Source organism: Eubacterium sp. 1001713B170207_170306_E7 (genome assembly GCF_015547515.1).
Taxonomy (GTDB): domain Bacteria; phylum Bacillota; class Clostridia; order Eubacteriales; family Eubacteriaceae; genus Eubacterium.
This window is the reverse complement of the sequence record NZ_JADMVE010000002.1, coordinates 247275-260663: the sequence shown is the minus strand read 5'-3', so window position 1 is coordinate 260663 and position 13389 is coordinate 247275. Positions and strand designations below refer to the sequence as shown.

Genomic DNA, 13389 nt, shown 5'->3' with positions numbered 1-13389 from the left:
CCTCTACAGTCCAAAGATGACCTGCTGTAAGGTATTGTTCAGTATTTCCTCTCTTGTGGGATGATTTTCATCTGTCACCGTGATGGCTGTGCGCACATCGTCGGTGATGATGTTGTCCACGCCGCAATCGATCATTTTCTGCATGCTGACCGCATCGTCCACGGTCCAGGCATGCACGTCCTTGTTCTTCCGGTGGGCCCGCTCCACCAGCCCTTTGGTGATAAAGGTCTGCTCGATACTGAGGGCGTCCACGTCCAGGTTTTCAATGTCACCGTAGGCAATGGGCGTAATGTAAAGGGTCTCGATTTCTGTTGTCAGCTCCTTTACCTCCTCGAGAATCCCATAGTTCAGAGAGGCCAGGTAGCACTGGCCCTCAAATTCGTGCCGCTTTATGGTCTCCACGGCCTTTTGGGCAAAGCCGCTGTCGTAGGGCGTGGGCTTAAGCTCGATGTTCATTCGGATTCGGCCCTGGCACACCTCGATGGCCTCATCCAGCGTCATAAGCCGCTCACCCTTGTATTCCGGCGAAAAAAAGCTGCCGATGTCCAGATTCCGTATCTCCTCGTAGGTGGACTGCCAGATATAGACGTTCTGGCCTGTGGTTCGTTTCAGGTTATTATCATGGGACACCACCAGCACGCCGTCCCTGGTTTCGGCCACGTCGATCTCCACATAGTCTGCGCCCAGCTCGATGGCTTTTTCCAGGGCAGAGCGCGAGTTCTCCGGTGCGTCGGAGGAATTCCCACGGTGTCCGCTGACCTGGGTGCCGTGCAGCAAAGTATCCAGATCGTCTGCGTCAAAGGCCGTGACGATGCGTCCGGTTTTAACGCCCACGGCAATCATCACCATGATCAGCGCCAGTACCATCAGCTGACGCTTTTTCAGAAAAGGGACGGAGATTTCGGGTATCCTCCGGGCCTGTACTTCCTCCCCGCCTTCTTCCTCCGAGTAAGCTTCGTAAAACCGAGAGATAAAGGCATAATTCATCATGGTACCCAGACAGGTCTGGACGGTGTTAAAGGCGGATACTGAGACTGCCAGAATCCCAATGAGGATCATCATTCCCAGCGGCGGGCCGCCCCCGGCCTCCAGCCGCCCGGTGACCAGACTGACCACAGTGCCCGATAACAGGGAAAGTGCCCCCAGGAACAGCACAAGCACACCAAAAACCAGCAGCAGTAAAAGGGTCCAGAGTAAAAAGCTGCCCACTGTTTTGAGCATCCGCCCTTTTAAAAGGCGGATGCTCCTGCGGCAGGCTGGAATAAAATTCCGTCCCTCCACGGCAAAGACGTTAAACGCGAACAGGGTCAGCGCCATGACCAGCAGCAGGATAACGCCCAGGCCTGTGTAGGCCGCGTAAAGGACCGGGGAGCTTTTGATATAATCCAGAATAAAGCCCGGAACCGTGAGCTCTGTGACCAGGTCTGAGGTGACACCGATATGCAGCACAGGCATGATCACCACAAAAAACAGAACCGCCAGGTAGTTCCTGGGGTTAAAGATCCGTACGGCCTGCCGAAAGCCCGCGGCCAGCAATGGGATCATCTGCACCTTTCGGCGGTTCCGGCTTTCATGAAAGCACAGGGCCAGCACAGTGATCTCAAAAATACAGTAAAAGGCCAGCAGCAAAAGAAGGACAAAGACCGACAGGAGCACCAGCGGATTTTTCAGCGCCGCCGCCACGCTGTCTCCGGATATGACCGGAAATCCTTCCAAAATCAAAAGCCTGCGCAGCCCAAAATTTAACAGCGGCAGCACCGCAAGGGTTCCGCCCAGCTTATAAATCAGCTCGAATACCGCCAATGTCCAAAAATTAAAACGCAGGAGCGCCAGGCTTTCTCTGATAAAGGCGCCCCTGCCTTGATTCCACGGTTTCATCTTTGTTCCTCCCTTTTCTTAAATCTGTCTTGGCAGCTCCATGTCGTATTCCATCGGCAGGAAGGTGTAGCCTTCCTTGAGCAAGGTCTTAAAGGTTTTGTCCAACGCCTTTCGGGTATTGTCCTTCTGCTCGGCATGGCAGAGCACGGTGGAGACATTGTGCCCGTGAACGCCTTCGATAAAATTTTTGGTCAGCTGCTCCACGCTTAGGCTGTTGCTGGTGCCGTCGCCGCAGACCACATTCCAGTCTACATAGTTATAGCCCCGATCAAGTATGCCCTGGGTGCAGGTCGCGTTGGCGTTCAGAGAGCCGCCGGGAAACCGGAATAAATGAGAGGTCTGTTTGAGCCCGGTGACCTGCTTCTGGTAAGCGTCCAGCTTTTCCACGTCCGCATAAAAGGCAGCTGGGTCCTTGTAAAGGCTGTACTGGTGGCTCCAGGTGTGGTTGGCCAGGGTATGGCCTTCATCCACAATGCGCCGGTACGCCTCCTCCATGACCGGGCCCTCGCGGCCGTTGGTAAAAAAGGTGGCCTTGATATTGTACTTCCTGAGGAGATCGAGTATCTCTCCGGTATGTTCGCTGGGGCCGTCGTCAAAGGTGAAAAAAACAACCTTGAGGTCAGCGGTGTCATCTGCGGCCAGCTTGGCCTTTACCTCATCCATTTTGGCTCTCAGCTCTGCGTTTACCTTTGGCCCTCCGCCTTTTTTCTGCTCATTGGCTGCCTGCTGCAGCACTCCTGCCGACGCCGCGGGCTGAAAGCTGCCGCTGAGCCCGGTCATGGCTGCCGCAGCCTCGGCCTGTGCGGCCGCTTCCTCTTCAGCGTCGTACTTTTTAATCATCAGGACGCTGGCAACAGCCGCCCCTGCCACAATCAGCAGGATCACTGACAGAATAATAAAAAACCGCGGTTTTAAATGTACTTTTCGATTGCTTCTGTAATATTGTCCTCTTTTCATTTGATCTGTCCTTCCTGGATGTCCGCGGCTCTCATAACCGCCTGTTAGTTGCTGACTTCATCAATCACTGTGGCAAACTCGTTCTTAAAAGTATCCTTATCCAGCCCGGTAGCGGACATGGAGTAGGTCATGTCTCCCTTGGTAAAGCTTGCGATAAAAGCCTTATCTTCTGCGTTTTCGGCAATATTGTAGGTTGTGCCGTTATAGCTTTCTGTGGAGTAGCTCAGATTCTGGTAGCCGCTGATATCTCCTGTGGCATTTTTCTGGCTGCGCACGGTGGCCTCGGCTCCGCCGGTTTTCTGATATTCCAGGTCTACCAGCTCGTCGCCGATAATGTACAGTTCCTTCAGTTCAAAGCCAGAATAGGCTGGCAGAGCCGCCGGGGAGTACCCCATCTTTTTCTCTATCTGCTCCAGGGTATCATAGCTGACCATGGGGTTTGGCATGCCGCTTTTCTGCGGGTCGGCCTTTGAACAGGCGGTGACCACCAGAACTGCGAGTACCAGCACACTTAAAATAACTGCTGTTTTCCGTTTCATTTTAGATTCCTCCTTTTATATTATGAATTCTGCCTTCTGTAGCGGACAATGGCCACTACGACAACAATAACGATAAGCAATGCAACGGCGCCCGCTGCGACGCCAACCCAGGTGTAAACCTTCTGAACCGACGGCCCAAGATGCACGGTGGCTTCGGCACTGCAGGGCTGGTAATCATCGTTGCCGGCAAAGCTGATCTTTACCACCTGATCGCCCTCGACACGGTTGTAGTCCATTTTCAGCTCGTCGCTTTTGTACTTAATAGGCTTGTTGTCTTTGTCTACCAGGCTGACCTTCAGGCTTTCCAACACTGCGGCGTCCAGCTTCGCGCTGTTCGCGTCATAGGCCACGCTTCTGGGATTCTGGGTGAGCACCAGCGCACAGGGCGATGCATTCACAATCTTGACATTGGCCGTGGCCGTGGCGGACTGATAGCTGCTGTTGCCAAGATATTTCACGGTGATATCCTGCTTGCCCGCGGTGTGGTTGTAGCTGAGCTCCAGATCGCTCAGGGAAAAGCTGACGTTTTTTCTGGACTCGTCGGTAATGGTCACCTTAAGCGCGTCGGTAATGGCCTTGTCCATGCTGGTCTTGTCGTCACGGTAAGAAACACTGGGTGTGTCTCTGGACAGGGTGATAACCACTTTTTGGGGGTCCTCCAATACGACCTTGGCCTCGGCTGCCGAGGCATTGTACTGGGTGTTTCCCTTATACTTCACGGTGACCAGCTGTGTGCCGACAGCCCGGTTGTAGCTGAGCTCCAGCTCCTCGGCGCTGAACTTGACGTTATCGCCTCCGCTGTTCACCACACGTACCTCCAGCGCCTTGATGATGGCGCTGTCCATGCCTGCCTTATCCGCGAACAGTTTGACCGAAGGTGTGCTGTTAATCAGCAGAACACTCGTCCCTTCCAGGCTGTTGATCTTGATCATGGCCGTGGCCTCGCTCTCTGCGTAATCGCCCCCGCCGCCGCTTTTGTAGGTCACGGTTACCTTCTGGTTTCCCGGGCTTCTGTTATAGCTGAGCGCGATATTCTCACGGCTGAAATTGATCTTATGCTCATTGTCATCGAGCACTGTGATCGCCAGGCTGTCGTAAACCAGCCGGTCCAGCGTCTCCGTATTGGCACTGTAGTTCACCACTGCGCCGGTGGCTTTTAAATTAATATGGGTCAGCACTGGCGGCGTCACGCTTGGCACAGGGTCGTTGCCCTCTGCCCAGACCACGCCGCCTCCCCAGAGCATCAGCACAGTCAGCAGCGCTGCCAGAATCCTTTTAAATTCTCTCTTTTGTGAAACTGAGCACTTCATCTTTCCTCTCCTCTTGACATATCACCAGATTGCTTTTCTGGAATAAATTGAATATTCCACTTTATTTTAAGTTTTACTTCTAAAATAATTATACATGACGAGGTTCCACAAAAGATCCTCAATCCATGCTCTGGGAGTCTCAGTTCTTCTAAACTTTATGACAAATATATGGTACATCAGCCAGCACATCAGAAGTGCAACCGGCTGATGCAGACCGGCCTTTTATTTTCTTCGGGCCGCCACAGCTGCGAGTCCGGCAAAGCCAGCCAGCAGAATCAGGGCTGCCGGTATGGAGGCCTGCTCGGACAGAATCCCTGTGTTCGGACCGTTTCCGCCAGCTTTTTTCACGGTAATAACCGTGCTGGCGCTTTTGGCACCGTCCTCAGTAGTGACGGTAATGGTGGCCTTGCCAACGGACATGCCGGTGACCTTGCCCTGGTTATCCACCTTGGCAATCCGGGCGTCAGAGGACTTCCAGCTCACGTTTTTATTGGTAGCGTTTGCCGACTTGACAGAGGCTGTCAGCTTCATGCTTTTTCCCTGTGCCAGCTCTGCGCTGGTCTTATCAAGCTCGACGCCGGTCACACGCACCACTGGCTCTGGCTTGTCCGAAACCAGTACTGCCCCAAAGGTCCGCTGTTTATTCTGGGCCTCCAGCTCTCTGACCGTACCTCGGTAAGCATTGGAGGCGGTCGTGACGATCGCTTTCTGTCCCCCGGGGTCTGGCAGATACAGGTAGAGGTTAGCCGCTTCGTCGGTCACCGTATCCTTGAGGCTCAAGGCTCTTTCGCCCACCTTGCCCTCAAGGCTGCCCAGATTAGCTGCTGTGCCCACTGTCAGCATGGTTTTATAAAGCCTGGCGCCGCTGGTGTCTTCCGGTTCGGGTGAGAGGGTATTGTGCACTGCGTTCAGGCTGCCGCCATCCACGATGATGGCCGGACCGTCCGCCACAGTCACTGCTCTGGCCTTCTGTTTCCCCACTGTCGGCAGCGGGCTGTCCGGGTCTGGAGCTTCTGCCTTCAGGTCGCTGGCGCCGCCGGATACCCATGTGGTACCCCCGCTTACATGAATGCCGCCGTTGGCGTACAGTCCATAGGCCTTCTGGTCTTTATCATTTTCTGCCAGCAGACGGTGTGTACCGCCGTTGATGGTAAGGGTTCCGCCTGCGCCGACCGCATAGCTCTGGCTGTTCAGCTTTACGCTGCCTCCATTAAAGGTAATATCACCAGTGCTGCCGACGACCAGGCCCTCGTCACTCCCCTCGCTGATGCCGGATACCCGGCCGCCGTTGATGGTAATACTGGAGCCGTACAGTCCAAAGGGACCGCTCACATTGATCTCGCCGCCATTGACAGTGATGCTGTCATTGAGATCGTCGGTGGCCGATTTGGTCATAATAGCCGCACTCTGGGTGCTGTGGGCCGTAATAACACCGCTGTTGACGACGATAAAACGTCCGCCGAAAATGGCTGGATATTTTTTGTCCGCCGCCACGTCACAGTTCAGGCTGCCGCTGCCGCCAAAGGCCAGAGTACCGATACGATCGTCGTCCGCGAGGATAACCGAATCGATGGCGTGCCCCTCGTCCGCGGTGATATAGTTGTCCCCTCTGGTGATGATTTCCACATTCCGGTGATTGATGTAAATGCTGTCGTATCTGGTATTGATGTGGACATTATCCAGCGTGAGGCGGTAATAGTCTGCCGTCACATCCTCAGGAACCATAACGCTGGGCTTTCCGATAAAAATCCGTTCACTGGACTCAGCCTTTCCTTTGGCCATGGCCGCAGTGCTGCTGCCCGGCTCTAGAACATAGTGGCTGCTAAAATAATAAGGTACATGTCCATTCTCAGAGGTCACCTTCATGTCCGGCACAGCTGGCTTCATTTCTGCCGTGTAGCCGTGATTTCCATCTTCCGCCATTCCTTCATAGTCCACGCCGCCAATCGTTACCCCAAAAGGATTTTCTTCACCGGTCGATACGTAAACACAGAGCCGGCCGTCTTTATCCGTACGCATATCGCGGATTCCATACGCACCATTAACCGGATCTGCCTTCTTCTCTCCGAAAAAGCCCGCCTTGAAGAAAAAGTCCAGCCCGCTGTCTGCCGGCAGACCTGTCAGCGTTACAAGCTCTGCCTTGACCTCAATGTTATCGTCCTCGTCGTAATAGCTCAGCGGTGCGGGCATGATTTTATTGCCTCCGGTAAAAATGCTGCCGCCCTGCAGAAAAATCTTGGTATAATCCTTCGTGTCGCCGAAGTCGCCGCCGAAAAGGTCGTAGTCCTTTCCCGAGGCGTATATGGTTCCTCCGGTAATGGTCAGAATATCGCGTTCCTTATTCACGGCAAACCCGCCGCCATTAATGCCGACATGAGCGCCTGTGGCATTGATCTGACCGCCGTTAATCGTCAGCGCGCGGCTGGCCCCGATTCCAACATAGCCGTCTTGAGCTGTGACGCTGCCGCCGTTAATCGTAATCTCTCCCATGGCAGAAAAGCCACAGGTACCATAGACCTTATCCCCAAGAACTGCGTCGCCGATCACGCTGCCGCCGTTGATAACACAGGTACCGCCGCCCTTGCCGCTGCCGTCACCAGTGCTGATCCCTCCGCCAGGCGCTTTGCCCGAAAGGGTGCCGCCGTTGACCTCTAGGCCGTTATAGCAGTAAACCGCTCCTGAAAACGGCGCCGCTTCACTTCCCTCGACCACAGCCGTCAGACTGCCGCCGTTCATGGTCAGTTTTTCCGCAAAGTGTGCGCTGATGGCATAGTCGCCCTGACCGTCTTGCGGCTCTCCGGCCACTGCCGGCACACGTTGCGCATCCACAATGCCATTGACCGTGTAAATTTCGCCGCTCTCGATAATATTACCGCCCATCCCCAGGCTCTCAAGGGCAAATTCTTGCCCGGAGCGCAGATTCAGCTTGCCTGTTCCATTTACAGTCAGACTGGAGTCGTTGGTATCGCCGCTCCCATCGCCGATGTAAAGGGCAGAGGACAGGTCTGATTGAAGACTGCTTTCCCCTTCCAAGGTCAGGCTGAGATCTCCCTGACGCACAGACAGGGGCATACTGGCGTCTCCTTCGGCGCTGGTGGCCACCTTGATCCCGTTGATGGTAAGCGCAAAGCTGCCTGTGCCATTGATCAGAATGACGTCTGTGGTCTCTGTGACATTCGGCGCCATGCTGACCGTGTAGCTTCCTGTCTTTACAAAGGTGAGTATTCCTCCCTCATAATTGTAGCCCTCTGCGCTCCCCTCCACCACAAAGCCCTTTCCGGCCTGGGTGGCGGACGGCACAGCATTTTCCTCTGCCATGACGCTGCCCCCTGTCAGCAGCAGGAGTGCTAACATGGCAATGAGCACTACCTTAATCTTTTTCATTTTTGTTGCTCCTTTCATTTTGTATTCTTAATGGTTTCTTACCCCATCTTACACCAGAGAGTACATCAAAAGAACAACAAATCCAGAGGAATTTGGTTTCTGTCCAATAAAAAAAGCGGCGTTATTGTCCACGACGCCGCTTTTTTTATTTTTTATGCCAGCCGGTATTCAATCCATGCCAGAGCATCCTCGATGACCTCGTCGCGGATGTACTCGTTGAAAATTTCATGACAGGCATTACCATAGATTTTCATCTGCTTATCCTGGGACGAAATATCTGAGAAGAAATCCTGCGTATCCTTCGGGGAGACCAGAGCGTCCTTTTCTCCGTGCATCAAAAGCACCGGATAACTGAAGGTCTTGTTGTCCATGAGCCAGCGCAGGCCCTCGGCAATGCTCTGGCATAAGCCGGCAGTAAAGAACTTGCCGTTCAGGGGATCCTTCCCATAGGCTTCCACTACAGCCGGGTCGCTGCACACGCCGTCGCCCAGCTCGTTTGGGAACTCTGTTTTGGGGTCCAGACCCATATCCACATGGATAATAATCCCGGTGTTGTCACGGGTCAGGCCGCCTGAGATCACAATACCATCCACAATGCCAGGATATTTGGTTCCGTAGGCCGCAGCGGCAAACCCACCCATGCTGTGGCCGACAACGTAAATAGGCAGTCCGGGATTTTCACTCCTGGCCAGCTCCACAATAAAGTTGGTGTCGTCGATGATTTCATCCTTGTTTGTGTAAAAATAACGGTCACCGGACGATTTTCCGTGGCCTCTGTGATCGAAACGGTAAACCTTAAACTGGCGTTCGGTAAACTTATCGGTGACGTAGTCGTACCGGCCCTGGTGCTCACAGAGTCCGTGGACAAAAACCACGACAGCTCTGTAGTCCTCCGGCGTATCCACTGTCATTACCAGCTCTACACCATCAAAGGAAGCGACGGTTAATTCTTTTCTCATGATATTTCTCCTTAGAATTGTTTTCGTTTTCACTTAATTTTATTGTAAAGGGCGCTCCTCCTTATGTCAACCCGTTTCAGCTTTTTTAAGAAACCAGGTTTTTACGGCAATTCTAAGTTTTTGGTGTACTTCTGGTGTACTTCCCCGACTATAATGAACCTGTAAAATAAATCAACGGAAAACAGCAAGGGCTGTTATCCCAATTTATTGTATTGCTGCCCGTCCCCTCTCTCCTCTTTTGGGCAGTACAGCCGGCAGGGCCTTTAGCAGGTCCTCCGGCTGAACTTTAAAAAATAAAGGAAGCTTTTATCATGATCATTCTGTTACGAGAACAATTCATTACCATCGCTTTGATACTGCTGCTGATAGGCGATGCAGTCCGAGACATGGTTTAAAATCTTGGGCCTGTCCATCTCCTTCACCGACGCTGTGGCGTTTGCCATCGCCTTCTTCGGCTATCTATCTATATATCTATACATGGCGGTACGGAATATATAAGGTACGCTGTTTTCCATCCTTCCCATTTAAGGCGTCTGTTTTTTCTCGCAGAAGACCGCCGGGGTCATCCCGGTATGCTGCTTAAAATATTTATAGAAATTATTCAGGCTTTCGTAGCCAGTCAAAAGCGCCGCCTCCTTAACACTGGCATCTCCGCTCTCAAGAAGGGCCACAGCTTTTTCAATGCGCACCTTGTGCACGTAGGTCATGACGGTGCTGTCCATGTATTTCTTGAACAAACGGGCGATCTGGCTGGGCGTGGAATAAAAGGTATTGGCCAGTGTGGGCAGGTCGATTTTATCGGCGTAATGGCTGTGGATATATTCCAGCACGCCATTGACCGTGGCGTTGCCGGTAAACTGCCAGCCGATGGCCCGGGTCAGAGCTTCCGTAAACTGCTCGTACTGGATGGGCTTGAGCAGAATATCCTTTGCCCCTAGACGCAAAGCTTTCTGGGCATAGCTGAAGGATTCAAATGCCGTGATGATAATAAACGACGTTTCGCTCTGGGTCTGCTGCATAACTTCAAAGCCGTTCATAATGGGCATCTGAATATCCAAAAACACCAGACGAGGCTTTTCCTGATCGATCAAAGTCAGGGCCTCCCGGCCATCATCTGCCACGCCCACGATCTCAATGGGCAGCTCGTTTTTTTCAATAAAAAAGGTGAGTATCTCAGATACAGCGGGCTCATCGTCGACAATGACAGCTCTAATCATGGGGTTCCTCCTCTGCGGCTGTGACGGGAAGATTGACCGCCACGCTGGTGCTGCTCTGGTCCGAAAGAATGGTCATGGTAAAATTTTCACCAAAAGCGGCGGCAAGCTTAGTATAGATCAGTGACAGGCCGTGACCACTGCCATTTCCCAGGCTGCGATTCACACGGTTCAGGGTAATGGGATTCATAACCGCACCGTTATTCTGGATGACAATATGGGCGCGGTCTTCGGATACCCAGGTTTTCAGCGCGATTTTCCGCTCCTTGACGTTTCCCGCGAAGCCGTGGATAAAGGCATTTTCCGCAATGGGCTGTAAAAAGTTGAAGGGGACGGCAATTCCCATGAGCGCGTCGCTCAGATCATAGGTGAGACTCAGGCCTTTGCGGTATCGGAGCTTTTGAAGATTGAGATAATTATTGAGGTAGGCCAGCTCCTTCTCGAAAGGAACAAAGCGGCAGTTCGTTTTCATGGTGTAGCGGAACAGGTCGGCCAGATCGACGATTCCGGCATAAAGCCGCTCCGAACCATCCTGCAGAGCCATGGAGGCCATACAGTTGAGGGTATTGAACAGAAAATGGTGGTTTATTTTCAAATTGGTCACAGTATCCTGGGCAATCTGAAGGTTCTGCTCGAGGATTTCACCCTGCCGCTGCGAGGTTTTTATGGCGTTTTCCTTGGTTTCAAGTTCTTTCCGTGCATCGTCAAACACACAGTAGTTGACAATGTTGTTGGCAATTTCCCCCAGAAGCTTTTTAATGCTGAGGGCCGCGCTCTCGGGCATATCGTACAGGCCCTCGTGCTCCTCTACCCTTGACCCGGACAGCAGAATAAAGCCGCCCCGCACGACACCGATACACAGGTCATTGTGAATGATGGGCACGCTGTAAATACGCAGGCCCATCGGGCAGACGCTCTCAGTACAGGCGGTATCGGCGGTAAAGGCGCAGGCGTCCATACAGGCGCACTCCTCGGGATGCTTTTCAGGATCGCAGTGTTTTTTACAGAACGCGGGAAAGCACGGTGTCTGAAGCACGGTCTTCCACTGTGAGTCAAATATGGTGAGCGGCAGGTTGAGGGGCTCAATGAGCGGGGCGCGCAAGCTCTCGACTGCCGCGTACAGAGCGTTTTTACCACTGCTGTCCATTCCCTTCATCTCGCGCATGGTAATCTCCCGCGCGCCGCTGACCGGGTTGGACACCAAAAGCTCACAGATGGGCTCGCTGGTGTCGTTGATGGTTTCATGGGTGCTGCCCGCCTCCATATAGAGCACAGCCCCCCTGGCGCAGCGTCTGCGCTTGCCGTTGATAATATAGATTCCTTCGCCGCTCAGGATATAAACCAGCTGTTCCTGCCCATAGTGCACATGCTCAACCTGATGTTTTCCCGGCAGAATCACAGTCCGTCCAACATTCATGGATTGTCTTGGATTATTTTCCTCATGGATATGCTGCCACTCTACATATCCCCACTCTGTTTCCTGAATCTTCAAGGCGCTCCCCCTTTTTTTATTTTTCATTATACCACAAAAACTTCCAAAGAAAGTATTTGGAAGCCCTATGAAAATAGAATGCAGAATTGAGAATGGAAAATCATGAGAATCAAATCCGTACAGAAATTTGCCCTCATAATTCTCCATTTATATTATCTCTACCTCACGAATTTTGCCTGTCGGAATACTTATCCCAGATGTGATCAGGGTCGTCAATGCCGAATTCTTCGGGATGGAAAACTGGGTCCAGCCCTTCACGCTTCTGCTTTTCATAATCCCTCACCATCTTAACTGCCTGTTTCGACAGTACCAGAATCGCCACGATATTAAGCCAGGTCATAATACCTGCGCCCGTATCTCCCATGGTCCAGATCGCGTCTGCGCTGACGATAACGCCCGAAAAGGTGGAGAGAATAAAAATCGTTCTGAATATCTGAACCGCCATTTTCTTCCCGTGGAACAGGTAGTTGACATTGCTCTCTGCCTGATAGGAATAGCCGATAAGGCTGGTGAAAATAAACAGGCTGATGATCACCGCGAACAGCTTGCCACCGATGAGACCGCCGTAGGTGGCTTCCAGAATATCCTGCGTCCAGCCCACACCGTACTGACTGCCTGGCAGATATTCTACCAGCATGCTGCCGTCCGGACCCGCCACGTTGTAGGACATGCTCAACAGCAGAATGATAGCGGTGGAGGTACAGACAATAAAGGATACAATATAGACCGACAGGGCCTGCACCAGCCCCTGCTTCACCGGATGAGAGGTTTCTGCCGCCGAGGCCACAATGGCGCCGGAGCCCTGACCCGCCTCGGTAGAGTAAACGCCGCGCTTGACCCCCCAGGCAATGGCCGAGCCCACTATACCGCCGAATACAGCGTCCGCTCCAAAGGCTGATTTAAAGACCAGCCCAATAGTAGAGGGAATGTTCTGGTAATAGATCACGACGATGCCAAGGGCCATGAGCATATAAATCAGGCACATGGCCGGAGCCGCCTTCTCAGCGAACTTACCGATCCTCTTAACCCCGCCAAAGGTGACAATGGCCAGGAAGACACAGAGCAGAAGACCGCCAAAGATGATGGGAAGGCCAAAAGAACGCTCAAAGGTGCTGGCCAGCGAGTTGGAGTGCAGGCCGGGCATCAGGATACCCGGGCCCAGAATGGTGGCAACAGCAAAAACCTTGGCGTACTTGCTGGAGAGCCACTTGTTTTTAAACCCCCGCTCAATGTACAGGGCCGGTCCGCCGATATACTCGCCGTTGACCTGCCGTTTATAGGCCTGCGCCAAGGTGGTTTCGATCAGCGCGGTGGCCGCACCCAGAAGGCCCAGTATCCACATCCAGAACAGGGCGCCCGGGCCGCCAAAATAGATTCCAGTGGCCACCCCGGCCACAGAACCCATGCCTACGCGTGAACCAACCGTTGTCGCGAAGGCCTGAAAGGGGGTAATCCCGCTTTTGCTGCCCTTCTCCTGATGGAGGATCAGGCCGATCATCCCCTTGAAATGACGAATCTGGGGGAAACCCAGCCATATGGAAAAGATCAGTCCGGCAATGAGGCAGAGAACCACAAGGGGCGTACTCCATACGACGCCGCTGATGGCATTGATAATATTTGTAAACACTTCCAAAAGTTAACCCTCCTTTGGATTAA

At 53.0% G+C, this 13389-nt stretch carries 9 protein-coding genes; all 9 read right to left on the bottom strand.

Annotated features, from left to right (window positions below):
* Positions 1–3: 3 nt before the first annotated feature.
* Complete coding sequence (locus I2B62_RS06545; protein WP_195268186.1) at positions 4–1878, bottom strand: glycerophosphodiester phosphodiesterase; 1875 nt, start codon at positions 1876–1878, stop codon at positions 4–6.
* Between the two features lie 18 nt (positions 1879–1896).
* On the bottom strand, positions 1897–2835 hold the full coding sequence (locus tag I2B62_RS06540; protein ID WP_195268185.1) for a polysaccharide deacetylase family protein: 939 nt from the start codon (positions 2833–2835) through the stop codon (positions 1897–1899).
* Between the two features lie 44 nt (positions 2836–2879).
* Positions 2880–3374: a hypothetical protein gene (locus tag I2B62_RS06535; RefSeq protein ID WP_195268184.1), complete on the bottom strand. Its 495-nt coding sequence runs from the start codon at positions 3372–3374 to the stop codon at positions 2880–2882.
* A gap of 20 nt (positions 3375–3394) precedes the next feature.
* On the bottom strand, positions 3395–4684 hold the full coding sequence (locus I2B62_RS06530) for a hypothetical protein (RefSeq protein ID WP_195268183.1): 1290 nt from the start codon (positions 4682–4684) through the stop codon (positions 3395–3397).
* A 222-nt stretch (positions 4685–4906) separates the two neighbouring features.
* Positions 4907–8068: an Ig-like domain-containing protein gene (locus I2B62_RS06525; RefSeq protein ID WP_195268182.1), complete on the bottom strand. Its 3162-nt coding sequence runs from the start codon at positions 8066–8068 to the stop codon at positions 4907–4909.
* 152 nt (positions 8069–8220) lie between these two features.
* Positions 8221–9027, bottom strand: a complete 807-nt coding sequence (locus tag I2B62_RS06520; RefSeq protein ID WP_195268181.1) for an alpha/beta hydrolase — start codon at positions 9025–9027, stop codon at positions 8221–8223.
* Between the two features lie 524 nt (positions 9028–9551).
* The gene (locus I2B62_RS06515; protein WP_195268180.1) at positions 9552–10244 is read right to left on the bottom strand and encodes a response regulator; all 693 of its coding nucleotides are present in this window, start codon (positions 10242–10244) and stop codon (positions 9552–9554) included.
* A complete protein-coding gene (locus tag I2B62_RS06510) occupies positions 10237–11733 on the bottom strand; it encodes a histidine kinase (RefSeq protein WP_195268179.1) in 1497 nt (498 codons plus the stop codon). Before I2B62_RS06510 ends, I2B62_RS06515 begins: the two co-directional genes overlap by 8 nt.
* 163 nt (positions 11734–11896) lie before the next feature.
* On the bottom strand, positions 11897–13360 hold the full coding sequence (locus tag I2B62_RS06505; RefSeq protein ID WP_347707799.1) for an alanine/glycine:cation symporter family protein: 1464 nt from the start codon (positions 13358–13360) through the stop codon (positions 11897–11899).
* Positions 13361–13389 lie beyond the last annotated feature (29 nt).